This is a genomic window from Flagellimonas aequoris, assembly GCF_003584165.1.
Classification (GTDB): Bacteria; Bacteroidota; Bacteroidia; order Flavobacteriales; family Flavobacteriaceae; genus Flagellimonas; species Flagellimonas aequoris.
On record NZ_QXFJ01000009.1, the window covers coordinates 174,937 to 201,313 of the forward strand.

Sequence of the window (26,377 nt, forward strand, 5' to 3'; positions counted from 1 at the left end):
TTCTATTTGGTTTTAAATGATGCTGTTTCGGACCACCCGCTCCAATTGAGGTTTTGGTCTCGGTAACGGACCCTCCAATAATAGGTGGTTCCCGGTTTCAATCTTTTGGTTTTTTCGTCGGTAAGGTCGTCATCTTTTTGGCGGTCTTCCTCATAGTACCAGTTTTCATATTGTTTCCAACTGTCCAATGCCAATTTTTCAAAATCCTTTGTTTCAGAAACCTGCCAATGCGCGGCGGCATGGAAAGCCCCGTTGATTGGACTTGAAAATTCCCCAGCTTGTAACGTGGCAAATTCATCTTCAACTTCCACATTGTTTGTAGGCGAAACTGCTTTGGGGGTTTCGGGTTTCTTTTCCAATCTCCAAATGGTAATGCTATCGCGAAGCTCATTGTCTCTAAACTTGCTTTCGTTACCGCGACTGATTCGCTTAATGGTGAACTTGGGGTCGTTTCTATTCCCGTCCACTTCCACCATCACAAAACCATATTCGTCTTGGGAAACCGTAAACTCATCATAATCCCTGCCTTCAAATTCGCCCCAATTGTCTATGGCACCACCTGCCGAGGCCACATTGATCCACAAATGCTTGTGATCTCTAGACTGTCCCCTGGAATAGGCATGGGTGTGTCCAAAAAAATGTATGCTGGGTTTTCCTGTTTTTGTGGAGAACGCTTCCAACATTTTAACCACTTTTCCTGTGGGTTCTTCTTCCCCAGGAATCCAAAGTTCCGATTTATAGGGATGGTGGAGTTGGGCAAAAACAAAGTCGATATTATCGTCCTTTTCCGTGTCTGCCAATACCTTTTCCAACCATTCGTACTGCTCTCTCAAATCTCGATACCCATCATTGGAATTCAACCCAATCACACGGGTATTACCATAGTCCTTGTACCACCAATGCTCTGCATAAGCTGGAGTTCCGTTCTCGGGAAGACTGAAATATTTGAAGTAAAAAATGGAGTTCCGTTCATGGTTGCCCAAAACCGGGTACACGGGCACTTCTGCAAACAATTTTTGTGCGGGGTCGAAAAAATGGTCTTTCCATTGATAATATTGACTACCACTCTGCACCAAGTCCCCCGGAATCATGATCATGGCCAAATTATCGGGCAATTTACCCCCGTATTCTTTTTTCAAATATTGAATGATGCCCTCGTTCACCACTTCGGAAAACTTATTCGGATTTTGGCTATCGTATTGCATATCGCTCATGGCAACAATGTTGAACGATTCCTCATCACTGGCAAAGGGTGGTGTTTTAAATTGATAGATGTCCGATTTGGCCTTTCCTGTCTTTACCCGATAAAAGTATTCGGTAAAGCGTTCCAAACCTGTCAACGTAACGGTATGTACCCTAGAATCCGAAAAATTGATGTCTTCGGCCTTGCCTGTGGCCTTTTTGCCCAATTTTGGAGTGGTTCCATATTCCACAATACTCTCCTCTCCATTGGTGGTCTCCCACATGATGGTGATGGAATTGGGTTCGGCGTTCTGCAGATAGGGTTGTACCAAAATCTGTGGCTCGGATTGAGCCATGATTTGGGCAATGCCCAAAAATAAGAAGATCAGTAGTTGGTTGATTTTTTTCATTAGGCTATAGCGTTGGTTTTTAGGAAGGCCTCGTTCAATATTTCCAAGGCTTTTTCCAGTTCTTCCCTAGAAATGGTCAAAGGTGGGGAGAGTTGCAGTACATTTCCTTTGGAAACTTTGAAACTCAGTCCATTTTTTAGGCATTCGTACATGATTTCCTCTGCTTCGGCTGTCGCTTTTTCCTTGGAGGTCCTATTGGTCACCAGTTCAATTCCCCATAAAAGTCCAACCCCACGCACATCGCCGATCAAGGAGTATTTTCTATGCATTTTGTACAGGGCTTTCTTCATAAATTCCTCATCTGCCTTCACCTTTTGCAATAGGTTTTCTTCTTCAATAATTTCCAAAAGGGTTAACCCGGCTACGGAGCCCAACGGACTTTTTTCGTGGGTATAATGCCCCAAGGAGATGTGCCCGAACCTGTTGTATTCCTCTCGGGTCACAATGGCTGCTTGGGGAACAATGCCTCCACCCAAGCCTTTGCCCAAACAAAGGATATCGGGTTCAATACCAAACAGTTCGTAGGCGAACATTTTACCAGTGCGTCCGAAAGCGATCGGGATTTCATCCAAAATCAACAACACCCCATACTTGTCACAAAGTTCACGAGCACCTTGCCAATATTTAGCGGATGGGATCTGAACATCGGTGTTCCGGATGGTCTCGGCCAAAAAGGCGCCGATCTCATCATCCTTGGACAACACATGCTCCAAATACTCCAGGGCTTTTTCCTCGTTCCCTTCAAAAATACCACGATAGGTAATAGGGGGCGGAATGCGTTCCACACCGGGCATCAATGGCCCCATATGTTCTTGAAAAATGGATTCTCCGCCTACGCTGATGGCATCCAAATTGGCCCCATGGAACGAGTCCCAAAAGGAAACCACCTTATGTTTTCCGGTCACCGCACGGGCCAGTTTCAAGGCAATACTAATAGATGAGCTCCCGTTCGGGGTCAATAAAATACGGTTCAGTCCTTTTGGGGTATAGGATGTCAATTTCTCAGCAAACTGGATGGCTTTTTCATTGGTATATCTTCGGGTTGAAAACGTGAGTTCCTGAAGTTGCCCCATGAGCGCACTCACCATTTTAGGGTGCGAAAATCCTACTTGGTGCACATTGTTTCCATGAAAATCCAGATAGCGTTTCCCTGAAATATTCTCCAAATAGGAGCCTTCGCAATTTTTTAATACGTCCAGACAAGGGGTGGACATGGATTGGTGCAAAAAATATTTGGCATCCTTTTCCAATAGCTCCTTGGTCTGGTCGTTCACTTCTTCCCTTAACCATTCGCCCCTTGCAGAGGTGAGGTTGATGTCGCCTTCCACAACAGATTCCGTGTTGTGCCTATCGTGCTTCATATGGTCCATATTTCGCTAGTATTTCCCTTTCTTCGGATGAATCGTTCAACACATAAATATCGTACGAATTCCCGTGATTGTAAACCCGTACTACAATGTGTCCTTTTTGGCTTTTGTATTGGTCCAATCTGCCCCCGATCACATCCTTGGTGCCTTGGAGCATAATCGTTGAAAAAATATCCCGTTCGCCAGGGTACAATTGTGTTGAAGTGATTCTTCTTAAAACTTCCTCGCCCGGATGGTCAGCCGTCCAATTCTGTTGGATCCAAACACGTGGTCGGATCGTACGAACATAAAATGGATTTTGGGAATCCCGGTTACCGTGATGGTTGAGTGTGGCCACATCCACCGGGCCGATTACCGGAGCCACGTGGGATTCCAAGGCATCCAAATTGGTCTGGCCCATGCCGTCTATTCCCGAAATATCACCGCCCGTGTAGTAGTTGAACTTGCCGTAATCGATACGGATACCGTTGCTCAATGGGTTCTCCCCGGGATATTCCCCCTGTTTGAACAAAGGGTAAAAGGAATCATCATAACCCGTCCAAATGTTTCCGTTGGAGGCAATGTTCTGTATTGAGAATTTTGGATAATCCTTTGGATTATTTTTCAAAATGATTTGGTCCGAACGACCCACTTTCAAGGCCTCATTGATTAATCCAACTTTTTTAGCTTGATAATCGATAAACTTCCAATACTCTTTTAAAGTGGGTATCATCCCATAGGCATCGCTTGAGAAACGTTTCTCAGCCTGTACTTTGGAATCTTTCAGGTTGAGGGGGAATTCAAACCCACGGTCGATCAATTTTTTGATGGGGATCAAGGTTCCCACTTCCATGATTCCGGTCAATTGATACCCTCCCGGAGCTGTTTTTCGCAAGGAATCAATTTCCCCAAAATGATCATCGTGGTAATGGGTGATGAGGGCATAATCCAATTTTCGCTCTTGCGTTTTGGGCAAAAATTGGTCAATATAATCCACGATCCATTGGGGTGCCGTTTTGGACCTGTTCGGAACCAGCTGGGCATTTCTACTCGATGTGGTCCTAGGATGGGTCTCGGACATGTCCCCTGCATCCACCAACATGGTGGTACCATCAGGAAAAACCATAAAAGCGGCATCACCTCTACCGGTATTAATGTGATGGATGTCCAAAAAACCAGGTTGCCAAGCAGGTAATTGCTGCTTTTGGCCTAGTACCATTAAAGCCGAAAGGAATAGAACGGCAAAAAAACCTGATTTTTTGAAGTTGATATGCATGCTATTTTTCTCTGTATAAATGATTGGCGGGAATGATCTGTTTCGGGATGTTGGCTCCTTGGTATTTTACATCCAAGTGGTAGCCTCCCCCTCCGTTAAAAAATTCTACCCTGATCAAATGTTTGCCTTTGGTCAGTTCAATAGCTTCGCCACGTTCCATGACCCCATGGTCCCCATCGTTGTCCACCACCAATTTTCCATCCACATAGAGTTTGCTCCCGTCGTCACTGTTGGTAAAAAAGCCATATTTCCCATCTTCAGGAATATCCAAATAGCTTTCCAACACCAAGGCCACCTGTTCTTGTTGCACATCTTCCGTCAATGCTTGTTTATGGGAAAATTCGGCAACAAAACCTTCTTTAACAGGCTTTAAGGTAGCGAAATTGGGTAATTTGTCCATCCCTTCCCCGTAATAAATGGTATAGGCAACAGGGTCTTCCTTGGTTTCAGGAACCAACCTGAAATTGGCCTCTGCAATCGTACTCACTAATTGGTCATCTTGAAAGACACCAGCCTTTACAATCTCGGTCTGCTTCAGGTAAAAAGTATCTTGATAGACCTTGCTGTTATCCATGGTCGGAACAGCATTTCCAATGGTATATCTAATCTCACCCACATTGTTAGGGTTCTGCATCACCACAGCAACGGAATCCGCCTTAAAAACTCCTCCAGCAGGCTCAAAATAGCCTGCATCCGGAAGAATCTTTGGTTGGGTTATCTGCTCTTTTCGCTTATAGGTCAAGTTGGGTTTTTCATTACCGATAAAAGCTCCTTTAACGGGCCTCCCGATCCAAGATTGGGGAGTTTGCAATCCCATGGCATAGGCCACCGTGGCTGCATTGTCGTATTGGTATACGGTCTCTTCAATCTGATATCCTTTTTTGATTCCTGCACCATAAAGGATAAAGGGTATCTCCATTTCGGCCAAACTTTCACCCCCGTGCCCAAAACCGATTCCACCGTGATCGGCAGAAACAATGAACAGGGTCTTTTCAAAAATGCCCGCTTCTTTGGTCGCGTTGACAATCTCTGTGATCAAAGAGTCTGCCTTTTCCACGGATTTGTAATATTCCAGGCTTCCATGGCCCAAGGCATGGCCTGCATGATCTACATGATCCAAATGCACAAAGGTGAATTTTGGAGTATGCTCCTTAATATAGTTTACCGCTTCTTCTGTGGTATTGTCCTCGTGGTCCCCGTCAATATCAAAATCGACGTCCTCCTTTTCGAACAAACGTCCAAAGCCATCCCAATCGTAAATGGCCCCTACATGGGCTTCGGGCTGTTGGTCGTGGAACAAGGTGAAAATGGTTGGGAAAGTTCCATTTTTGGTCGCTACTACGGGTGGCAATTGATGGTCAAACTTTTCCCATCCGTTGGAAGTGACCCCGTGTTGTTCGGTATCGGCTCCCATGATCATACTGGCCCAATTGGGGCTGGAACTTGATGGCAGTACGGAACGGGCATGCATGGTGGCGGCCCCATTTTGTATCATGGAATCCATCATGGGCGTATGTGCCCTTTGAATCCCATTGGGACTCATACCGTCCACACCGATAATCACGATGTGCTCTATACCCTTAGGGGTATCATCCTTTTTGGAAGAACAAGACCACAGGAACAAAATCCCTGTGGTCATTGCCATTATTTTTATGGTTTTATTTAGCTTCATTACCACTAATAATTGTCCGCTACATCCCACCACAATCGGGTGTTCAAATCATCCGCTCCCATTCGTGATACGGCTTCTTGATAGTTGGCACTGTTTGTGGATTTTACAGAGTTTGGATATTGAAAGCGTACGGGCACCTTACCGCCATTTACGGCATCCGGGCCTGGAATCACTTCCGGCATGCCGGTACGTCTCCAATCAGACCAAGCTTCGAAGCCTGTATAGAAAAGGGAAATCCATTTTTGCATGGCAATTTTTCCCAATCTCTCCTCAGCTGTACCTGAAAGAGCCACATCTGCCTGAGCGATATAGGCATCAACATCGAATGCCTGTAAATCTGCGGCAATATCATTCCATCCACCAGCGATTATTCTTTCAACATAATAAGCAAAGGAAGCTCTGATACCATTTTCATAATACTCGGTTGCATCTCCAACGGCAATGAAATTCCTCTCCCTGGCTTCTGCCAAGATAAACTGTAGTTCAGAGTAGCTCATGATAATGGTCTGCGAAGCGGTAGGTGAAGCCTGTTCAACGTTACAAGCCCTACAGGCCAACAAAATACCCAACCTTGAAATAAAGTTGGAACCTGATTTATCCGCATCTCCAGAAGGGCTATATCCCAAAGCTGCCTCATCATCCAATCCATTGGGCATGCCAACATAATCAGCCAAATTATCGGAATAGATGCCTTTTCCGGAATCGGTTGTGGGCTGGGCAAAAACGATCAACCTTCTGTCCCCCAAGTCCTTCAATCTTGTCTCCAATGTTGTACTTAGACGAACTTCATCGAAACTTCCGGAACGGGTATCATATTTAGGCTGTGGATTATCTGAATTCCATTGCAACAAAGCAGCATCGGCATTGCTCTCAAAAATAGGATAGGCAGTACTGCTCCCAACTATTTCAGACATTTCAGAAACGGCTCTTGAATTGTCCACATCACTGATGCGCATGGCCAACCTTAAGCGTAGGGAGTTGGCAAATTTCCTCCATTTTAAAACATCTCCTCCATATAAAATATCCCCTGTAATGTTCTCAGCCCCAGTCAATATGGAATTTGCAGATTTTAAATCCGTCAAGATGCCGTCATATATTACACTTTGAGGCGTAAATGCGGGGGTAATGTTATCCCCGCTGATTCCTTGGGTGGCCTCGGTGTAGGGAACATCTCCATAGGCATCTGTCAAGTATGAATAAATCCAAGACTTGATTATAAGGGCAACACCATAATAGTTTTGCTGTTCCTCATTTTCTTTGGTCTCCCTAATGATATTTTCAACATCTCGCAGTGAGGCATAGGCATTATCATAGGGATTACCTGTTGGAGACCAGTTGTACGTGTCTCCAGAGGTGAACTGCAACCTTGCGGCATATTGTGTTACGGTAAAACCTTCTTCCCATCCTTGATCTCCCCAGTTATATGCCATTTCTCTCATAATCCCTGGCAACAATAGGCTTGGTTCAGCACTTTCCGGATAGTTGGGGTTCGTGTTTATTTGCTCAAAATCGTCCGTACAGTTGATCATACACAACAATGAAAATGTCATGAATATCATTTTTTGAATGTTCTGTAGTTTTTTCATCGGATTGTATAATTAAAAGTCAATTCTTAGGTTAATTGTGTATGTCTTGGTACTTGGGTAAGACATATTCTCGATACCAGGTTGCAGCGTGCCTCCGGCAACTGAAACGGTTTCGGGGTCAAAATGGGGGTTGTCTGTCCATAGCAAAAGGTTTCTTCCTGTAACAGAGAGTCTTGCCCCTGTGATCGGCAGTTTGTCCACAAACCTTTTTGGCAAGGTATACCCAAGGGTAACTTCCCTTAGTTTGGTGTAGGAGGCATCATATTTGGCCGCTTCCACGTTATCCCTTTCATAGTATCTGTTGTTCCAAGTTCTGGCATCCACGTTCACCGCGTTGGGCGTGTATACCCCTGGCGAAGTTTCCACTACACCTTCCCCAACTATTCCGGTTTCCCTTCCTTCCAAAGTTTCTTTTAACTGACCGGATGTACTACCGATGGTCTTTGTCCTTGACACCACGATACCGCCTTGTCTAGTATCCAATAGGAAGCTAAGATCGAATGCCTTGTACTTGAAGCTGTTCATCATTCCCAAGGTATAATCCGGCGCATAATCCCCTTGGTAAACCAAGTCATCCGTTCTCATCGGAATCCCTTGATCATTGAAGATCTTTTGACCGTAGTATGGGCTGTTTTTATCCTCTACCCTTTGGAATCCCCTTCCGTAAATGGCACTGATGGAGCCTCCTTCACGGGCTTGGATGTATGCCCCGTTACGTTCGGTCAATGTATAATTTACACCTCCCAAATCGGTCACTTCACTTTTATTGGTGGAGAAATTGAAAGTTGACCTCCATGTGAAATTGTCAGATTTAATTGGAATGAAACTAGCAATGGCCTCAAAACCATAGTTCCTTACCTCTCCGGCATTGATCAATTTACTGGTATAACCACTGGCTATATCGGTACTGATAGGTATGATCTGGTTCTTTGTTCTACCATCATAATAGGTAGCATCTATGTTTACCCTGCTTTGGAAAAAACGTAGGTCCAAACCAAATTCATAGGAAGAGGTAATCTCAGGCTTAAGTTCCGCATTGGGGATCAAAGAGGACTCCGTTAAGGCCGGATAATCGCCAAATGGTGATTCGTTGGTATAGAAACTTTCCAATTTGTATGGGTCCGTATCGTTACCCACCTCGGCATAGGCAGCCCTTATCTTGGCAAAGGAAACAAATTCCGGTAACTCAAAAATATCACTTGCAATGGCACTCAAGGTTGCGGAAGGATAGAAGTAAGAGTTATTATCCGTTGGCAATGTGCTCGACCAGTCATTCCTTCCTGTTAGATCAAGGTATACTTTTTCATCATAAGCAAACCTTGCAAAACCATACAAACTGTTGATCCTTTTTTCCCTGTCGCTGGTAGATACCTCCAAAGGCTTTCTGGTATTGTTGAAAGAGTAAACCCCTGGGTTTATCAGCTGAGGCGCAACGGTTTGGGTATAATCCTGCTTTTGTCTCAATTGGTTTCCACCTGCAGAAACATTGATATTCCACTTCCCATTGAAAGTATTATCGTAGGAAATCAAAAAGTCCGTATTGGATTCTTCAAAGAAGACATTGTCTTCCCTATAATAGCCCAAAGGAAAACGCTGTGTACTGAAAGCCCTTTTCTTGGCCCTTAAATCTCTATAGAAATCACGTCCTGTACGCACCATTACATTCCAATGGTCATTGATTTTGTAGTTTGCACTCACATTTCCATAAACCCTGTCCTTGTCTTGGGAGTTGGTGTTTTCATAGACATTGAAGAAAGGGTTGTCGTGGTAGTTATAGTTGTAGTTGAATTGCTGTAGTCCCTCTCTTCCACGCATCCAATAATCCCTTAGGTTGTTCGTATTGATCTGTCTTCCGTACCAGATGAACAAATACATGATACTTTCCGTACCATAACTCAATGATGGCCTGTTGCCACTATCTGTCTTAATATAATTGATGTTCGCATTTAGGGTCACCTTGTCCGTAAGGTTAAGGGCCGTGTTCAAGTTGAAGGAATTCCTCTTAAGATCGGTATTGGGAACAACACCTTCTTGATCCAAGTTTTGATAGGAGAAACGGATATTTCCCATATCCCCAGATTTGGATATGGCAATACTATTTGTCTTGGTAAAACCTGTTTCAAAGAAATCTTTGGTATTATTGGGTTGTGATACCCATGGAGTAGGTATTATTGGGGAATCACTTACCAAATAATCCCCTCCTCTTGTACCATCCTCTCTTGGGGAATCAAATTGGGGGATCAACAAACCGGTATCCAATCTTGGACCCCAGCTTTCATCCACACCATCCGCTATACCACTTCCGCTACCATCCACAAATGCAAATTGTTGGTTGTTACCTTGTCCATATTCATTTTGCCAATCCGGCAAAAGCAAAATGTTCTCAACAGTAACTCCTGTATTGATGGTAATACCCAACTTTCCGCTTTCAGATTTTCCTTTTTTGGTGGTGATGATAATGGCACCGTTTGCCGCCCTGGCTCCGTAGAGGGCCGCAGCAGCTGGACCTTTCAACACGTTTATGGACTCAATATCCTGTGGATTGATCTCAGCAGCTCCATTTCCATAATCCACGTCCTGTGTTCCGGAACCTGAAGAGCCAACAATTTCATTACTGATCGGAGTACCGTCAACAATGAACAAAGGTGAGTTACCATTGATGTTCAAGGAAGCATCACCCCTGATGCTTACCCTAGCGGACCCTCCCAATCCTGAAGGACTATTGGTGATTTGAAGACCTGCGACCTTACCAGAGATCCCGTTCAATAAATTGGGCTCCCGAGCCGAAGTTACTTCTTCCGAATCCAATTCTTGGGAAGCATATCCCAATGATTTCTTTTCCCTTTTGATACCCAGAGCGGTAACCACCACCTCATCCAACTGTTGGGAGTCTGGCTCCAACATAATGGTTGCAGAGGTTTGTCCAGAAGTGGCAAACTCTTTGGCTACATATCCTATATAGGATACCAGCAAAGTTTCATTGGCGCTGGGCAACTGAATTTGAAAGTTCCCATCAAAGTCTGTAGCCACACCTGTGGTACCACCTTTTACAACCACCGAAGCTCCAGGCAACGGTATGTTGTTCTCGTCCACTACCGTTCCCGAAAAAGTAACCTGGGAATAGCCGATGATACTTGCTGTAAAGGCAAGTAAAAACGTTAGAATTGATTTTTTCATTTATTGAGTATTTGTAAAATTTGGTTAATTATTTATCAACAAATATCCAACACAAGAGTTAAGGCATGCCCTTAAACAGATTAAAAAAATGATATGGAAAGGTTAAAAGAAACTGCCCAATGTTAGGTAAACATTATTTACAAATATGCACTTTTAAAAGAGTCTCTATTTTATTGAACTTTGAAAAGAATCCATTTTTATAAGGGATTGAAAAGTTTTTTTAGTAATTATGAAAACTGGTAGAATGTTATAAATATTAAAATAGCAAGCATACCCCAAAATGGAAGATTATTTAATCGGAATCGGTAAACGGATCAAGGAAATTCGGAAGAACAATAAAAAGACCATAAGTGATGTTGCCATCAATGCAGGGGTCACCGCAGGGTTGATTTCCAGGATAGAAAATGGAAGGACCATACCTTCCTTACCTGTCTTCTTAAAAATCGTTGGGGCCTTGGATACCGAACTCACGGATTTTTTTGATGGCATGCCCAAAGTGAACGGTCAGAATTTTTTGGTTTCCCGAAAAGATGACCAGACCATTATCGAAAAGGAAGATGAGGCCATCGGTTTTACCTACAACTACATCTTTAGCAAACATTTGAACTCGGTAGGGTTTGAAAGTGTACTCTTGGAAGTGCAACCCAATTCAAAGCGCGATAAGGTGGTCACTGATGCTTTTGAGTTCAAATACATCCTTACGGGGGAATGCTATTATGTCATCGGTGATCAAGAGGTGTTGTTAAAGGAAGGGGACTCCATCTTTTTTGATGGTAGAATCCCCCATGTTCCTATCAACAAAGGCAAAGTGCCCTCTAAAATGTTGGTGGTCTATTTCTTTATCTGATCATGGATACAGGACTCCGGCCAAAGCGTCCAAAGAAGTAAGGATGTAAGTAGGTTCTGCGGTTTCCAATTGCTCGCGGTTCTGGGCCCCCGACAGTACTGCCACTGTGATACCACAATGGGCATTTTTCCCTTCTTCAATATCGATGACGGAATCGCCAGCCTTTAACACGTGCTCAGGACCTACAATGTGGAACATTTCCATGGCCTTATCGATCATTTCAGAAGAAGGCCTTCCGTTTACCACATCATCCGCAGTGATCAATGCATCGATCTGTTTGCCAGGCTCCCATCCCAGTTTGTCTAAAAGGGATTGTGCCGTTTTTCTATCATAACCTGTGTTCAGCACCACTTTTACCCCATGGGATTTTAAAATCTCAAAAAGTTCTTCCACACCTTCATATGGGGTCACCTCCAAATTGGTATAGGCTTCTTTCAACATTCCTTTAAAATCTTCATGTACCGCTTTGGCATCCACTACTTCTTCCCTGCCATTTTGGGTCGCTTCCAAAACATCCACAATAGCCTTGTACTTTTCCTTTCCAGCACCAAATTCGAGGACCGTTTCCAGGGAAACATCCACCCCCCATTTGGCCAATGCCTGTCTAACTGTTTTATATACTACATTATCCTCGTTCACCGTAGTGCCCGCCATATCAAAAACCGCTAGTTTAATTTCTTTCATAAATTGATTTTCTGCGTATTAAAAATTGTTGCTATGTTCTTTTTGCTGAATCCGGCACTCCCTGTCATGCCCTTGCCTCCGATTCCGGTAACGATATGGATATGCTCATCAATGGTCTTTTGGAAGATATCGCTTGTCTTACACTGGGAGTACATGCCATACCACCTTCTTTGGATTTCATAGGTTGGCAAATCGATGATTTTCTTGGCTTCCTCCACCATAAAATGGTCAATATCCATATCCAAGTCGTACCCTAGGTCTTCTATGGAATTGGCATCCGCATATTGATGGGAATCTCCCAAAATTACGGAACCATCCACAGCCTGCTTGAACAAAATGTGGACCCCCCACTGTTTTTGAAAGCTATCCTCTGGCTCATTCTGCTTGATTCTAGCGAATGATGGACACTCGTGGAAGGCCTCATATCTCCTGATGGACCATCCTGTTAGAATAGATCCCTTTAACTCGTAATTGCCTTGGGGTTTGGTCTGCATCATCTGCAATTTGGACACTTCCAGATCACTATGGGCAAATGCTTCGGGATATAGATTCTTAAAATCGCTTCCATTGCAAATAACCACTTTTTTGGCCCAAAGCTTTTCCCCTGCCGAGCTTTCCACCTCAATCCAATCCCCGTTTCGTTCGCAATTGATCACAGGGAAACTCATTTTGATCTCCATTCCCTTGTGGGTCCCCAAAAATTCCTGTAACCTGTGGATCATAATCCTGGGTTCCACGGTAACTTCTTCAGGGAAAAAGAGTCCTGCAGTCACGTAATCCTTCCTCAACCCTGGGTAACGGTCCAAACATTCGCTTTTGGTAAGCATTTTTGAAGCGTACTCGTTGCTGTTGTTGATGGCCCTGAGTTCCACCAACAATTGTTCTTCCTCTTCATTGGAAGCCAAATATACCGTACCGTTCTGACGGATGCTGATATCGAACTGTGATTGGATCTCTTTGTAAATACGAAGGCTCTCCCTTCCGTATTTCTGCCATTTGGAGTTCATACCCGATGGAACCACTTGTCCAAAATTTTGTGTGGTCGCTCCTTTGGGATAGGCATTTTTTTCCACCAAACAGACTTTTAATCCCATTTCCATGGCGTGATAGGCATGAAAAGTCCCCAAAATGCCACCACCTACAATGACGACATCATATTTATTGTCCATAATCCAATCGTTCTTTTATATTTTCAGATTTGTGTCGTGCCCCAAAATGGAGAAACAACATTACGGTAATCACTATTCCGATAACGGCCACGGCATACGTGCCATACACAAAGAAGTTAAGCCAAGAAAGCTTGGCCTGTCCAAAATTCTTGTAGAGCAATACCAAAACACTGCCCGCATAGCCAAAGGCATCTGCGATGTAGATAAGAAACCCTGAGTTCCCCCTTACCTTAAAGGCTGCAATGAACCGATCAAAAAACAGGCAGTTGAAGGGCACGTAGCAAATGTAGAGTCCAAAACCGGTTGAAACCATCCAAACAAAGGGGTCCAATACCCCCGTTTGGAACAAGATGGTAGACAAAGCCAACACTACAGTACCCAACAACAAAAGACCGTGATAGGTGAGCAAGGCCTTAAAATTATCCTTAATATAAAAAATGGTCCCAATAATCAATAGTACCACAATGGCGATGATGATTTCGGAAGTCGAAAACACGGAGATATCGCCTTGATAGCCGATACTGTCCCACAATTCGCGGGCAAAATTGTCCCTGAAATCCCTAAAAGCGGTCAGAAAGGTGTAAAAGATGACCACCAACAGTAACGGAAAAAAGAACTGTTTCACCAAACTGCTACGGTCTTCCTTGGTCATGGGAATCCGCTCGGTCCTGCTTTCAATATCTTCAGGGGTTGGCGGCGGCACCTTTTGCAACATGTAGGAACAAAGGAGTAACGGTATAAAAAACAACGCTCCGGTCACTACTGGCATCCAAAATTCAGTGACTCCCCAATTGTTCATCACATAAAGTCCAACGGATTTGACCACGCCACTCGATACGATAAAACTGGCCGAGAGTACCACCCCAAGAATGTCCGTGAACCTTCTCCCTTCAATATACGAGAACACAATGCCCCAAATCATACCCAAGGGCAAACCGTTCAAAAACATAAAAGCAATATTGTACGGGGCGGGCACCCAGGCGAACAACAACAAGGAAAGCTCCGCCATCGCAATCAGGGAAATCAGGTACATCAACCTTCGGTTGGGTTTTAATTCTGAAATCACCTTGATCCCCACAAATTTGGAAAGTGCATACCCTACCACCTGTGCAATGACCAACAGTATTTTGTAGTTTATCCCGAAATAGGACAGCCCTTCAAAAGTGGCCACTGAAAACGGCTTTCTAAAGGCATACATGCAAAAGTAGGTGCCAAAAGCAGCCAGCGATGCATGCAAAACAAAAATCAAACTCGACCGCTTTTTCAACATACCTTATATATTATATGTTTACAAATACTAAAATTATGTTTCAAATTACTCAAATTTATAAGAAAAAAACCCTTCTTTTTAGATTAAAAAATTGTTAGTAAAAAATTACACTTTTTAAGGATTAGGGGATATAATCCGATTTAAAAAAGAGTTTTGATCTATAAATAACTATTTTCATTGAAGAATTCCACTTCAATTTATGTATTGGATAGGTTATGATATTGGCAGTTCCTCCATAAAAGCTGCTCTAGTGCATGCCAATGATGGCAGTGTTAAGGATATTGCCCAGCAACCCAAACAGGAAATGCCCATCGATTCCCCAAAAAGTGGCTGGGCCGAACAAGATCCCGATCTATGGTGGAAGCATGCCTGCAATGCCACCCAAGAGCTGATCAAAAAACATAACATTGACAAAAACCAGATCAAGGGAGCTGGGATTTCCTATCAAATGCACGGGTTGGTCGTGGTGGACAAGAACCTGAAACCATTGCGGCCGTCCATCATTTGGTGCGATAGTAGGGCGGTGGAAACGGGGGAAGACCTTTTCAATAAAGCGGGGCACGACAAGTGTGTGGAACATTTATTGAATTCTCCTAGCAATTTTACCCTTTCCAAGTTGAAATGGGTAAAAGACCATGAACCTGATATTTTTAGGAACATCCACAAGTTCATGTTACCTGGGGATTATATCGCCTTAAAACTTTCCGGAAAATGTGTGACAACACCTTCAGGCCTTTCCGAAGGCATTCTTTGGGATTTCAAGGAAAATGCATTGGCCACATGGCTTTTGGAAGAAGCGGGAATTGATCCCTCCTTGGTTTCAGAAATCCGTCCCTCCTTTTCGGAACAGGGCACCGTGAACAAACAAGGGGCATTGGAATCTGGCCTTCCAGAAGGTATTCCCATCATGTACCGGGCCGGGGACCAACCCAACAATGCCCTTTCCCTAAATGTGATGCAGCCCGGACAAATTGCAGCTACCGGGGGTACTTCAGGCGTGGTGTACGCTATTTCCGAACACGAACAAACAAAGGAACACACCCGAATCAACAGTTTTGCCCACACCAACCATTCAGCCACCCATCCCCGAATTGGCAAGCTGCTCTGCATCAACGGAACAGGGATCCAATACAGTTGGATCAAGAACGAACTAACCCAAGGACTTTCCTATAACGAAATGAATCTAAAAGCGGAATCGGTGCCTATCGGGTCCAACAGCCTACAAATCATTCCCTTTGGAAATGGGGCCGAACGCATGCTGGAAAACAAGGACAAGGGATCCCGTATCCTGAACCTCAACTTTAACCAACACAAGGCACCACACCTGTTTAGGGCTGCTTTGGAGGGCATTGCCTTTTCCTTTGTGTATGGTATGGAAATCCTAAAGAACGATGGAGTACACATCACCTCCGTCAAAGCGGGAAATGACAACCTGTTCCAGGCCAACATCTTTGCCAAGACCATTGCAACCCTTACCAACAGCAAAATTGAAATAGTGGAAACCACTGGGGCTGTGGGAGCGGCTCGAGCGGCAGCTTTGGCGTTTGGTGACTTTAAAAACATGACCGAGGCCACAGCTTCGGATGCCATTCAACATACGTATTCGCCAGATGCTTTTTCCGAGGCATACCAAGAGGCCTATCAAAAATGGAAAAAAGAACTCAATAGCTATTTGCACAACTGAACAAATCCATATTATGATCACAACAGGAGACAAGGAATTTTTTAAGGGAATCCCAAAAATTCCGTTTGAAGGAAAGGGATCGGACAATCCGCTCGCCTTCAAATACTATGACGAAAACAAACTTGTGGGCGGTAAGTCCATGAAGGAGCATTTCCGGTTTGCCATTGCCTATTGGCATACGTTTACCGGGGTTGGTTCCGATCCTTTCGGGGCACCTACCCAAGCTTTCCCTTGGTTAACGAGTTCGGACCCAATCCAACAGGCCAAGGACAAAATGGATGCTGCCTTCGAGTTCATTACCAAAATAGGCGCCCCGTACTTTTGTTTTCACGATTTTGATTTGATTGCGGAAGGCAACACTCTTGCAGAATCCGAAAAACGGTTGGACCTCATCACCGATTATGCCCAGGAAAAAATGACGGCATCCGGGGTAAAACTGCTCTGGGGCACGGCTAATTGCTTTAGTCACCCCCGTTATATGAACGGCGCAGCGACCAATCCCGATTTTGATGTGGTGGCCTTTGCCGGGGCACAGATCAAAAATGCGTTGGATGCCACCATCAAACTGGGAGGTGAAAACTATGTTTTTTGGGGCGGTCGAGAAGGGTATATGTCGTTGTTGAACACCGATATGGGCCGGGAACTGGACCACATGGCGCGTTTTCTGCATATGGCGAAGGACTACGCCCGCAAACAGGGGTTCAAGGGTACTTTCTTCATAGAACCCAAACCCATGGAACCGACAAAACATCAATATGATTTTGATGCTGCCACCGTTCTGGGCTTTTTGACCAAGTACGACCTCTTGGATGATTTCAAACTCAACATTGAAGTGAACCATGCCACCTTGGCCCAGCATACCTTTGAACATGAATTACAGATAGCCGCCGACAACGGACTTTTGGGAAGCATAGACGCCAATCGGGGCGATTACCAGAACGGGTGGGACACGGACCAATTCCCCGTAGATGTGTATGAGCTCACCCAAGCTATGTTGGTGATACTGCAAGCAGGAGGCTTTCAGGGAGGCGGTATCAATTTTGATGCGAAGATCAGAAGGAACTCAACAGACCTGGAAGATATTTTTTATGCGCACATTGGTGGAATGGATGCATTTTCCAGAGCTTTGGTCGCCGCAAATAGTATTTTGGAAAATTCCGACTATCTTAGCAGGAGAAGAGACCGCTATGCGTCTTTTGATGCTGGGACCGGAAAAGCGTTCGAAGAAGGGAAACTTAGCTTGGAGGACCTCTATGCGCACGCCAATTTGCACCAAGACATCAAAAAGCGGAGCGGTCAACAAGAGTTGTTTGAAAACATCATCAACCAATTTATTTAATTAACAAAACAAACTAATCTATTTGGCTTTTGACCTAGGGCCAAACAATCAAATTGTAAAACATGGCACTTATTTCGTTTTTGGGATTTACGCTCTTGGTAGCATTTATATCCTGGTGGTCCGTTAGAAAAACGGATGAAACATCTTCTGATGGTTATTTTCTTGGGGGAAGGAGTCTTACTGCTGGCGTCATTGCCGGCTCATTGCTTTTGACCAACCTTTCCACAGAACAAATTGTAGGTCTTAACGGTAGCGCCTATAAGGATGGGTTATCCGTAATGGCTTGGGAAACCTTGGCTGCATTGGCCATAGTGGTAACTGCAATGTTCTTGTTGCCCCGCTATTTGAAAGGAGGCCTTACCACTGTTCCCCAATTTTTGGCCAAAAGATTCGATACTACCACCAAGACCATCACTTCGGGATTGTTCTTGACAGGTTATGTGGTGGTGTTGCTCCCAGTGATCCTGTATTCTGGTTCCGTGGCCATTAGCGGCATGTTCGATATACCCCAAGTACTGGGCGTATCCGACTCCACGGCACTGGTCATCTGCATATGGGGTATTGGAATCGTAGGTTCCATTTATGCCGTTTTTGGTGGGTTAAAAGCTGTGGCCGTTTCCGATAGTATCAACGCCATCGGACTTATTATAGGAGGTGTGCTCATTCCTGTTTTTGGATTGATGGCCATTGGGGATGGAAGCGTTCTGTCTGGCCTTGACACCTTGATGTCTGCCAATCCAGAGCGTTTCGACTCAACAGGAAATCCCGGACAAGAAGTTCCCTTCGCTACCATTTTTACAGGGATGATGCTCGTTCAGTTGTTCTACTGGGGAACCAACCAACAGATCATTCAAAGGGGATTGGGTGCCAAAAACTTGGCCGAAGGACAAAAGGGGCTTTTGCTGGCTGCCTTTTTAAAGATTTTGGGACCCATCATCCTGGTATTGCCCGGAATGATCGCCTACTATTATTTTGAAGGCGGATTGGCCAGTAGCGACCTTGCCTATCCAGAATTGGTAAGGGCCGTATTGCCCAAGCCGTTGATGGGCTTTTTTGCCGCGGTGCTTTTTGGTGCCATCTTGAGTTCCTTCAACAGTGTGTTGAACAGTTCTGTGACATTGTTCGGAATTGATATTTACAAACAGCACATCAACAAGGAAGCTTCGGAAATGACCATTGTAAAATATGGAAAGATTTTCGGGATTTGCTTGGCACTCGCCGCAATGTTCATTGCCCCACTCATTGCCAATGCGGGTAGTCTTTTCAACTATTTACAGGAAATCAACGGTATCTATAGCATCCCGATATTCACGATCATTGTAGTAGGTTATTTGACCAAAAGGGTTCCTGCCATTGCAGCTAAAATTGGTATCCTATCCGGTTCCATCTTGTACATCATCAGTCAATTTATCGTAGGGCCAAGAATGGTGGCCAGTGCGCTGGCCGAGGCGAAGGCAAACGGCGTTACCGACCCGCAAGAACTGCATATGGTAGAGGCAGGTGCCTATCCCCATTATCTTCATGTCATGGCGATATTGTTCATTACCAATATCATCATCATGTTGATCATCGGTAAATTCTACCCAAGAAAAGAGGCGTTCGAACTGGAATATACCAAACAAGTGTCCATAGAACCTTGGAAACACGTTAAATTGGCAAGTGCCTTTATTTGTATAGTGGTAATCACCATCTATATTTATTTTGCCAAATAGCAAACCAATACTATTCCATAAAAAAGAAAAAGCCCGGGATTTGATCCCGGGCTTTTTCTTTAATTGGTCGGTTTAATTATTGCAATACACTTTTTAAAAAGTGTTCTTTATAAGCACGACCAAGCGGTATTTTGGAACCATTGGTCAACAACACCTGGTTCCCAGAGATCCTGTCTATTTTTTGGGTATTGATGATATGGGATTTGTGTACTTGGTAGTATTGACCTGCTGGTAGCACGTCCAACCAATGGCGCAAGGGCTCATTGGAAAGTATTTTCTTGTTCTTTAAATGGATCTCGGTATAATCGGAATCCGAAGAAATGGTGTAAATGTCACGAATCGAGACCTTGATATGTTCGTGGCTCGATTTTACATAAATCTCACTCACCTGCGTAGCGTCGTTCCTTAAAGCATTATGTTCCTGTTTAACGCTGACCTTATTTACCGCCTGCAAAAAACGTTGGAATGAAAAGGGTTTTAGCAGATAATCCACCACGTTCAGGTCGTAACCTTCCAGGGCATATTCAGAAAAAGCCGTGGTAAGTACTACATGTGGGGCTTCGGGGATGCTTTTTAGAAAATCGAGACCGTTGATCTTGGGCAAATGGATGTCCAGAAACATTAAATCCACAGGTTCCGCTTTCAAGAACTCCATGGCCTGTATACCGTCGGAAAAGACCCCAACAAGTTCCAGGGCAGGCACATCTTGGATGAACTTTTTTAAAATACGCTGTGCAGGGGGTTGGTCCTCAACAATAATGCATCTCATATTTTAAACTTTTTCTAGTTCTAGCTTTAGGTAAACATCATAGGTATTCGAAGATTCCTTGATTTCCAGTTCATGTTTTTTCGGATATAGAATCTCTAAACGCTTCCTTACGTTCTGAAGTCCGATGCCTTTTGCGATCGTATCCAAACTGGGTACCAACTCAAAATTGTTCTTGCAATGAAAATACAATATGTCATTCTCCACTTTTATCGAAACATCTATTTCGATATCAGACGATTGACCAGATTGACTGTGCTTAAAAGCGTTCTCAATAAATACGATCAAAATCAACGGGGCAATCTTATATTCCTCCTTTATCTCCTTCACATCAAACCGAACCACTCCCCTATCCTCTATCTGTAGCTTGTACAACCGGATAAAATTGCCCAATTGTTCCAACTCCTTCTTTAAAGGTACAAACTGTTCCTTGGATTCGTACAACATATATCGCAAAACCCCACTCATCTCCAAGATGATCTCTGGGGTCTTGGGCGAGTTCTGCAAGGCGTAGGAATATAGGTTGTTCAAATTATTGAACAAAAAATGGGGATTGATCTGACTGCGCAGAAACTGGATTTCGCTTTCCTGTATGGCACTCTTCAACTCATCGATCTGTGCCTGTTTTTGAAGGGCATCCCAACCAAATTTGCATCCCGATAGGATGAACATGACCGGCAACAATCCCAAAAGGGAAATATATAGACCAGGGAAGGTATCACCTCTCTTGGTACCCGGGTACATAAGGGGCTCCAAAATCAATTCCTCAATAGAAATTACGGTAGCAACAATGATGGCGAATCCCAAGAAAAATTGCCAGTATTTCTTCTTGTACAAAAACTTGGGCATCAAATAATAAGTAACCACGACGGTGGCCCCACTGTAATAAATCAGATACAGTGTCTTATCAAAATTTATGGTTTCCTCGTTTCGGTCGAACGAGAAAAATAGGAGCACGATAATGTGCAATACAATTTGGAAAAGAAGCTCCTTTCTAGAAATCAATACCTTACATTTAAAACAAGGTCAAATCTAGGGATAAAACCCCTCTACAAAAAAACAGATTTCCAAACAACCAAGTTTGCCCCCTCAACGACATTTTCCCTTCCTTTATACAAACCACTGGTTGATTGGAGGTTAACCTTTGTCGTTTGCGGAAAATAGTGGTGCGGTGTCAAAAACATTCATCATATTTGGTTTCCCTTCTTTTCCTTCGTTGAAAAGAAGTGATTTTACAGTTTTTGGTTTACTTTACAAACCAAAACATTAAGAAACTCTACAAACACAAAAAATTAAGAAGATGAAGAAAACACTATTTGCCATTGCCGTGTTGACTGGTCTGATGGTATCGGCACAATCCACATGGAAAGCAGATGGCGCACACTCTAAAGTAGGCTTTGCCATCACTCACTTGATGATCTCTGAAGTTGAGGGACATTTCGGCGAATTTGACATTTCGGCAACGGCCACCGATGCTTTTGAAGAGGTCGAATTCACTGTTGAGATCAAATCCACCAGTGTGGACACCGACAATGAAAGACGAGACAACCATTTAAAGAGCCCTGACTTCTTTGATGCGGAAAAATTTCCGTCCATCTCGTTTAAAAGTACCGGTTATGAAAAAACCGGAGACAAAACTTTTATGTTGACCGGAGACCTTACCATGCACGGGGTAACCAAGCCCGTGACCTTGGAAGGCAAGGTAAACGGAATCATCACCGATCAGCGCAGCAATAAATTAAAAGCAGGCCTTAAATTGACCGGAACGGTGAACAGGCTTGAATTTGGTGTGGGGGGAGACACCCCGACCTTGGGCGACGAAGTGGAGATGACCATTAACCTTGAAATGGCACAACAATAAAAACCGTAACCAAAATATCTTAACCAAGTAGAAGGGCAGGCCCAGGTCTTCCCTTCTACTTTATTTTTTATAGAGACCTAACAAAATGGGAAGAAAATCAGAAAACACTTTTAGGGAATTCCACCGTTACTTGGGATTCTTTTTAGCCGGCATCATGGCCGTTTATGCCATTAGCGGCATCGTACTTACGTTTAGAACCACAGACTTCTTGAAAAGCGAGTATGAGGTGAGCACCACTCTGGAACCAAACTTGCAAGAAGAGGCCTTGGGGACCGCTTTGCGAAGACGTGGCTTTAAAGTGGACAAGACCGAAGGTGATGTAATGTACTTTAATGGTGGAACCTATAACATAAAAACAGGTGAGGCTTCCTATACCGAAAAACGCTTGCCCATGATTTTGGAGAACATGAACAAACTCCACAAGATGCACACTGGGAACCCGTTGTTCTGGTTGGGTATTTTCTTTGGAATTGCCCTCTTGTTCTTTGCCGTATCGGCATTTTTTATGTTCAAGCCCAATGCTCCCATCTATAAAAAAGGACTCTACTTTGCAGTGGCAGGTTTTCTTTTGACCATTGTATTGTTATTTGTTTAACGAATAGGAGTTCCCCAGAAACGAGAAAAGCCACCATTGCAGGCGGCTTTTTTTATTTTTAAAAAGTCCCTTTTCGGACTTGGCAACCATAGTCATAGCACTAGGGACCTCCCCTTGCTTAATTGTGTGCCAAAATCTTTATGCGGTATGCAAAGCTAGTAACTTTTTAAGCAATGGGATCAACACATCTTTTTCCTTTTTAGTAAGAACGGCAATGGAATCTTGCGCTTCTTGAAAACGAAATCCAATAGCCTTGTCAATCAGTTCGATTCCTTTTTTGGTTAGCCCAGCTTTCTTGATCCTACCATCCGTTGGGTCAGGGGATCTATAGATATGCTCCAGGGCCATCAACCGATCAAGCAAGGCCGTCATGGCCCCAGAAGTAATCAGCACGGATTGCATGAGCTCTTTAGGGGTCAGTTCAAAAGGCGAACCGGAACGCCTCAATGTGGCCAGTACATCCAAGTCCGTGTAATGAATCCCAAATTCACCCAAAGATTGGTTGGCTTTCTTTTCCAAACTTTTGCCCAATATCAGGATTCTTCCCACAATATGCATGGCATCGGAATCCAAATCCGGCCGTTCCCGATTCCAGTCTGAAATCAAGGAATCGATGATATCAATTTTTTCTTCCATCCAAATAAAAATACACCAAAATATCTTTATGTAAAGATAAAAATCGATACATTTGACCAACTATCTTTATGTAAAGATATATTATCAATCACTCATCATCAAAAAAACAATCATGAGATCAACAGTTTTATTCCTATTCATTTTATTGGTATCCAGCAGTTTGACTGCACAAAAGACTCCCTTTGAAAATATACAATCAGAGATTCAACCTGAAGAATTAAAAAAGGACATTGACGTTTGGTTTGATTGGATACATGCCACCCATCCAGACCTGTCCTACACTGTAAAGGACATGGATGTGTTTTACAACAGCATTGCCCAGATCAAGGACAGTATTACACCCCCATTGAAAGTTTTGGAGTTTTGGAAACGCATTTCGCCACTGAACAGTCAATTATCGGATGGACATACATTTGTTGGCTATATAAACAGCGGCATTGTTGAAGATTACGTTTCTAAAGGTGGGGTTTTGTTCCCTTTTGAAGTTCTTTTCAATAAAAACAAACTTGTGATCCAATCCTTTATTGATGGAAAACCTACCAATTATAAAGGCTATCAAATAGTGGAGATCAATACTGTTCCCATCGGTACCATAACGGCTTCATTATTGTCAAGAATCAATGGTGATTCCGAAGAGCACAGAAAAGCACTGTTGCAAACGAAGTTCGCTATATTTCATATGTTGATGTATGGGGAGCAGAATGAATTCAGTATTAAAATAAGACAAGGAAAAAAAGAGAAAACCATATCCGTAAGCGGATTATCAATCTTACCGAAACTCTATCGGGAGGAAACCTTTGAAGACAATTTCAACTTTAAGATCTTGGATAGGGACAACGCCGTCCTTACCATTAAAAGCTTTTGGTGGGATGATAAAGAAAGATATTATGATTATATGGACAATGCCTTTACTTCCTTAAAAGAAAAGAAAATATCCCATTTGATCATCGACATACGGGAGAATGGAGGCGGCGATGATGAATTTTGGATGAAAGGCATTTTAAAATACATCGCGGATAAACCGTACCGATGGGGTTCAAACTATAAAAAGAAAATCATTGCAAAATATAGGGATGCCGGGGAAGTCATTGGATCGATCAAAACAGGCGAAATTGATACATTGATCCCTGTAGACATGGACATTACCAATACATTCAAGGGGAAAGTATCGGTATTGATCGGACCCTACACCTATTCGTCCTCCATCTTGTTTGCCAATACCATACAAGACTATTCGTTCGGACAGTTGGTAGGGGAACCCACCGGGGGCAAAAGTGGTCAAACAGGCTCCATCCAGTTTTTTAAAATGCCCTATTCCGGGCTTATGGCGGTTTCTCCTAGATTTTACTTGGAACGCCCCAATGGAGGTAATCCGACCGAACCTGTGGTTCCGGACATCGTGATAGATTATGACAAGCTAAATCCAGATGAACTGATTGACAAACTCATTAAAAAGTAAAAACCCTCTTTGGTCAGTAAAGATTGGATCAACCATAAGCAATTTGAGGTCTTAGGTTCAATTAGGTAATCCCCAAAATTCCTAGAGTTTTCTCTAAACCTGGTTTTACAGGATTCTAAGCATGAAATAAATGTTAATTCGGCCTAGACAGGTTATAAAATCTTACAAGATGCACTAACTTGTTGTACTGAACACCGAACTATTTTCCTTTATCATGGGCCATAAGTTTATATTGTTTCCTCATAAAAACGCAATCTTACTTTTGTTGCTATTGGTTTTTGCACAAATGGGTTTCTCACAGAATGTGGGTGGAATCGTTTTGGACAAAGAATCCGAGGCTCCCTTGGAAAATGTCAATATTTATATTGAAAAGACCATCATTGGGACGACTACCAATGAAAAAGGCAAATTCAACTTGCGACTTGATTCGTTCTCGAACCGTCCCGATAGCTTAACGTTCTCCATAGTTGGCTATAAGACTTTGAAGATTGCCATCTCAGACCTCAACAGCAAAACAAATAGGATACTGATGTCCGAATTGACCAACGAGTTGGGTGAAGTGATTGTTGGAGGAAAACGAAAATTACAAGAAAAGCTAAGATACAAGGAACTCTCCTCTCTAAAAAAAGGGGTTTTTGCTTTTGGTTCCACTATAGTTGACGACAAAATATACGTGGTCGGTGGCAGTGAGTCCTTTACGGAAGATACCATGCGAAAGGCCATAGACAAAGCCAACTCCAAATACATCAACCCAACATACAACCAGGTCTTGAATGAAATGGAACCCAATGGCTCCAATAACAGTTACAACAACAACTTATTGGTCTATGATTTCGGTTCGGACCAATGGCAGACCACTGACATCAATTTTGAAGACCGCGCACATCATCGGCTCAATAAGGTTGATAATAAAATTTATGCCCTTGGAGGAAAACGAACAGCTTATAATGGATCCAAGGAATATCTCCTGAACAAGATTGAAATTCTCAGCTTGGATTCCCTCAAAGTAATCACAGATGATGTCAACCCCCACCAAGCCGTTGATTTTGCCTCATTTGCCTATAAGGACAACTTATTGGTTATGGGTGGTTCCAATAAAATGACCAAGAACGGACACAAAACTTTTACGGATGCCTGCCATTTTTTTAATATAACCACTGGGTATTGGTATGAGCTTGAAAAAATGACCAAACCGAAAGAAACCAATGGGGTCATTATTGAAGACAAGGTCTATTTGATCGGGGGGTTTAATGGTGAGGCACTTTCCGAAATAGAGTCTTTGGACCTTACAACGGGCAAATGGAAAAAAGAGGGCAATCTGTTCTACGGAATGGAAAATCCAAGTGTTACCACACATGATGGGTTGATATATATCTTCAATTTTGGCAAACTATTTATTTACGACACCCTAAAAGGCTCCTTAAAAGCGTACGATATTGATCTCTTCATAAAAGATCCCAACCTCCACTACCATCAAAACAAACTATATGTACTTGGGGGCTATACTGAGGAAAAATACAGCAAAAGTCCTTCTTCAAAACTTTTTGAAATAGATCTGGGTCAGTTGGCTAAAACAAAGATCCAAAATTCGAAAGATATTAATATGTGATTCTTAAATTGTATCCATACCACTTAAAAAGTTCGTGCAAATCCACCCAAAGAACCTGAGTCGGTCCTACTTACACTATTTTTAATATCTTTCGTTT

The 26,377-nt window shown here is 43.3% G+C and carries 20 protein-coding genes; 8 read left to right on the plus strand and 12 right to left on the minus strand.

Features of this window, described 5'->3' with window-relative positions:
• Positions 1-2: 2 nt before the first annotated feature.
• From D2U88_RS03570 to D2U88_RS03595, 6 genes are read right to left on the minus strand one after another with little or no spacing between them, the layout of a single operon-like run.
• Complete coding sequence (locus D2U88_RS03570; protein WP_119638926.1) at positions 3-1,592, minus strand: fibronectin type III domain-containing protein; 1,590 nt, start codon at positions 1,590-1,592, stop codon at positions 3-5.
• A complete protein-coding gene (gene pbfA, locus D2U88_RS03575; protein WP_235855712.1) occupies positions 1,592-2,953 on the minus strand; it encodes a (R)-1-hydroxy-2-aminoethylphosphonate ammonia-lyase in 1,362 nt (453 codons plus the stop codon). The genes D2U88_RS03570 and pbfA overlap by 1 nt, the downstream gene beginning before the upstream one ends.
• Complete coding sequence (locus D2U88_RS03580) at positions 2,940-4,214, minus strand: ComEC/Rec2 family competence protein (protein ID WP_119638928.1); 1,275 nt, start codon at positions 4,212-4,214, stop codon at positions 2,940-2,942. The genes pbfA and D2U88_RS03580 overlap by 14 nt, the downstream gene beginning before the upstream one ends.
• A 1-nt stretch (position 4,215) precedes the next feature.
• Positions 4,216-5,886, minus strand: a complete 1,671-nt coding sequence (locus D2U88_RS03585) for an alkaline phosphatase family protein (RefSeq protein ID WP_235855713.1) — start codon at positions 5,884-5,886, stop codon at positions 4,216-4,218.
• Positions 5,887-5,891: 5 nt separating this feature from the next.
• A complete protein-coding gene (locus D2U88_RS03590; RefSeq protein WP_119638929.1) occupies positions 5,892-7,472 on the minus strand; it encodes a SusD/RagB family nutrient-binding outer membrane lipoprotein in 1,581 nt (526 codons plus the stop codon).
• 12 nt (positions 7,473-7,484) lie between these two features.
• Positions 7,485-10,649 (minus strand): SusC/RagA family TonB-linked outer membrane protein, encoded by a 3,165-nt coding sequence (locus D2U88_RS03595; protein WP_119638930.1) that lies wholly within the window; start codon positions 10,647-10,649, stop codon positions 7,485-7,487.
• 280 nt (positions 10,650-10,929) lie between these two features.
• On the opposite strand from D2U88_RS03595, the gene D2U88_RS03600 reads away from it, so the two are divergent.
• Entirely contained in the window at positions 10,930-11,496 is a 567-nt protein-coding gene (locus tag D2U88_RS03600) for a helix-turn-helix domain-containing protein (RefSeq protein WP_119638931.1), read from the plus strand.
• On the opposite strand, the gene D2U88_RS03605 is transcribed toward D2U88_RS03600, so the two are convergent.
• From D2U88_RS03605 to D2U88_RS03615, 3 genes are read right to left on the minus strand one after another with little or no spacing between them, the layout of a single operon-like run.
• Positions 11,497-12,180 (minus strand): HAD-IA family hydrolase, encoded by a 684-nt coding sequence (locus D2U88_RS03605; protein ID WP_119638932.1) that lies wholly within the window; start codon positions 12,178-12,180, stop codon positions 11,497-11,499.
• Positions 12,177-13,349: a TIGR03364 family FAD-dependent oxidoreductase gene (locus D2U88_RS03610; RefSeq protein WP_119638933.1), complete on the minus strand. Its 1,173-nt coding sequence runs from the start codon at positions 13,347-13,349 to the stop codon at positions 12,177-12,179. The genes D2U88_RS03605 and D2U88_RS03610 overlap by 4 nt, the downstream gene beginning before the upstream one ends.
• Positions 13,339-14,619 (minus strand): DUF5690 family protein, encoded by a 1,281-nt coding sequence (locus D2U88_RS03615; RefSeq protein WP_119638934.1) that lies wholly within the window; start codon positions 14,617-14,619, stop codon positions 13,339-13,341. The genes D2U88_RS03610 and D2U88_RS03615 overlap by 11 nt, the downstream gene beginning before the upstream one ends.
• Positions 14,620-14,818: 199 nt before the next feature.
• On the opposite strand from D2U88_RS03615, the gene D2U88_RS03620 reads away from it, so the two are divergent.
• The 3 genes from D2U88_RS03620 (at position 14,819) to D2U88_RS03630 (ending at position 19,354) form a co-directional block, all read left to right on the plus strand.
• Positions 14,819-16,303, plus strand: a complete 1,485-nt coding sequence (locus tag D2U88_RS03620) for a xylulokinase (RefSeq protein WP_119638935.1) — start codon at positions 14,819-14,821, stop codon at positions 16,301-16,303.
• Between the two features lie 13 nt (positions 16,304-16,316).
• Positions 16,317-17,642, plus strand: a complete 1,326-nt coding sequence (xylA, locus tag D2U88_RS03625; protein WP_119638936.1) for a xylose isomerase — start codon at positions 16,317-16,319, stop codon at positions 17,640-17,642.
• 62 nt (positions 17,643-17,704) lie between these two features.
• The gene (locus tag D2U88_RS03630) at positions 17,705-19,354 is read left to right on the plus strand and encodes a solute:sodium symporter family transporter (protein ID WP_119638937.1); all 1,650 of its coding nucleotides are present in this window, start codon (positions 17,705-17,707) and stop codon (positions 19,352-19,354) included.
• Positions 19,355-19,430: 76 nt separating this feature from the next.
• On the opposite strand, the gene D2U88_RS03635 is transcribed toward D2U88_RS03630, so the two are convergent.
• Positions 19,431-20,123: a LytR/AlgR family response regulator transcription factor gene (locus D2U88_RS03635; RefSeq protein ID WP_119638938.1), complete on the minus strand. Its 693-nt coding sequence runs from the start codon at positions 20,121-20,123 to the stop codon at positions 19,431-19,433.
• A gap of 3 nt (positions 20,124-20,126) precedes the next feature.
• Entirely contained in the window at positions 20,127-21,125 is a 999-nt protein-coding gene (locus tag D2U88_RS03640) for a sensor histidine kinase (RefSeq protein ID WP_119638939.1), read from the minus strand.
• 295 nt (positions 21,126-21,420) lie between these two features.
• On the opposite strand from D2U88_RS03640, the gene D2U88_RS03645 reads away from it, so the two are divergent.
• Positions 21,421-21,981: a YceI family protein gene (locus D2U88_RS03645; protein ID WP_119638940.1), complete on the plus strand. Its 561-nt coding sequence runs from the start codon at positions 21,421-21,423 to the stop codon at positions 21,979-21,981.
• Positions 21,982-22,066: 85 nt separating this feature from the next.
• On the plus strand, positions 22,067-22,576 hold the full coding sequence (locus tag D2U88_RS03650; protein ID WP_119638941.1) for a PepSY domain-containing protein: 510 nt from the start codon (positions 22,067-22,069) through the stop codon (positions 22,574-22,576).
• A gap of 138 nt (positions 22,577-22,714) precedes the next feature.
• On the opposite strand, the gene D2U88_RS03655 is transcribed toward D2U88_RS03650, so the two are convergent.
• Entirely contained in the window at positions 22,715-23,212 is a 498-nt protein-coding gene (locus D2U88_RS03655) for a MarR family winged helix-turn-helix transcriptional regulator (protein ID WP_119638942.1), read from the minus strand.
• Between the two features lie 112 nt (positions 23,213-23,324).
• On the opposite strand from D2U88_RS03655, the gene D2U88_RS03660 reads away from it, so the two are divergent.
• Positions 23,325-24,671 (plus strand): S41 family peptidase, encoded by a 1,347-nt coding sequence (locus D2U88_RS03660; protein WP_147378517.1) that lies wholly within the window; start codon positions 23,325-23,327, stop codon positions 24,669-24,671.
• 286 nt (positions 24,672-24,957) lie between these two features.
• Complete coding sequence (locus D2U88_RS03665; protein ID WP_182859092.1) at positions 24,958-26,280, plus strand: Kelch repeat-containing protein; 1,323 nt, start codon at positions 24,958-24,960, stop codon at positions 26,278-26,280.
• Positions 26,281-26,377: the final 97 nt, after the last annotated feature.

Excerpts from the sequence above, each read along its gene's own strand:
- D2U88_RS03650 (WP_119638941.1), top strand. The coding sequence starts at position 22,067 with ATGGGAAGAAAATCAGAAAACACTTTTAGGGAATTCCACCGTTACTTG.
- D2U88_RS03605 (WP_119638932.1), bottom strand. The coding sequence starts at position 12,180 with ATGAAAGAAATTAAACTAGCGGTTTTTGATATGGCGGGCACTACGGTG.
- D2U88_RS03600 (WP_119638931.1), top strand. The coding sequence starts at position 10,930 with ATGGAAGATTATTTAATCGGAATCGGTAAACGGATCAAGGAAATTCGG.
- D2U88_RS03660 (WP_147378517.1), top strand. The coding sequence starts at position 23,325 with ATGAGATCAACAGTTTTATTCCTATTCATTTTATTGGTATCCAGCAGT.
- D2U88_RS03665 (WP_182859092.1), top strand. The coding sequence starts at position 24,958 with ATGGGTTTCTCACAGAATGTGGGTGGAATCGTTTTGGACAAAGAATCC.
- D2U88_RS03635 (WP_119638938.1), bottom strand. The coding sequence starts at position 20,123 with ATGAGATGCATTATTGTTGAGGACCAACCCCCTGCACAGCGTATTTTA.
- D2U88_RS03630 (WP_119638937.1), top strand. The coding sequence starts at position 17,705 with ATGGCACTTATTTCGTTTTTGGGATTTACGCTCTTGGTAGCATTTATA.
- D2U88_RS03585 (WP_235855713.1), bottom strand. The coding sequence starts at position 5,886 with ATGAAGCTAAATAAAACCATAAAAATAATGGCAATGACCACAGGGATT.
- pbfA (WP_235855712.1), bottom strand. The coding sequence starts at position 2,953 with ATGAAGCACGATAGGCACAACACGGAATCTGTTGTGGAAGGCGACATC.
- D2U88_RS03655 (WP_119638942.1), bottom strand. The coding sequence starts at position 23,212 with ATGGAAGAAAAAATTGATATCATCGATTCCTTGATTTCAGACTGGAAT.
- D2U88_RS03620 (WP_119638935.1), top strand. The coding sequence starts at position 14,819 with ATGTATTGGATAGGTTATGATATTGGCAGTTCCTCCATAAAAGCTGCT.
- D2U88_RS03590 (WP_119638929.1), bottom strand. The coding sequence starts at position 7,472 with ATGAAAAAACTACAGAACATTCAAAAAATGATATTCATGACATTTTCA.
- xylA (WP_119638936.1), top strand. The coding sequence starts at position 16,317 with ATGATCACAACAGGAGACAAGGAATTTTTTAAGGGAATCCCAAAAATT.
- D2U88_RS03610 (WP_119638933.1), bottom strand. The coding sequence starts at position 13,349 with ATGGACAATAAATATGATGTCGTCATTGTAGGTGGTGGCATTTTGGGG.
- D2U88_RS03645 (WP_119638940.1), top strand. The coding sequence starts at position 21,421 with ATGAAGAAAACACTATTTGCCATTGCCGTGTTGACTGGTCTGATGGTA.
- D2U88_RS03595 (WP_119638930.1), bottom strand. The coding sequence starts at position 10,649 with ATGAAAAAATCAATTCTAACGTTTTTACTTGCCTTTACAGCAAGTATC.
- D2U88_RS03580 (WP_119638928.1), bottom strand. The coding sequence starts at position 4,214 with ATGCATATCAACTTCAAAAAATCAGGTTTTTTTGCCGTTCTATTCCTT.
- D2U88_RS03615 (WP_119638934.1), bottom strand. The coding sequence starts at position 14,619 with ATGTTGAAAAAGCGGTCGAGTTTGATTTTTGTTTTGCATGCATCGCTG.
- D2U88_RS03570 (WP_119638926.1), bottom strand. The coding sequence starts at position 1,592 with ATGAAAAAAATCAACCAACTACTGATCTTCTTATTTTTGGGCATTGCC.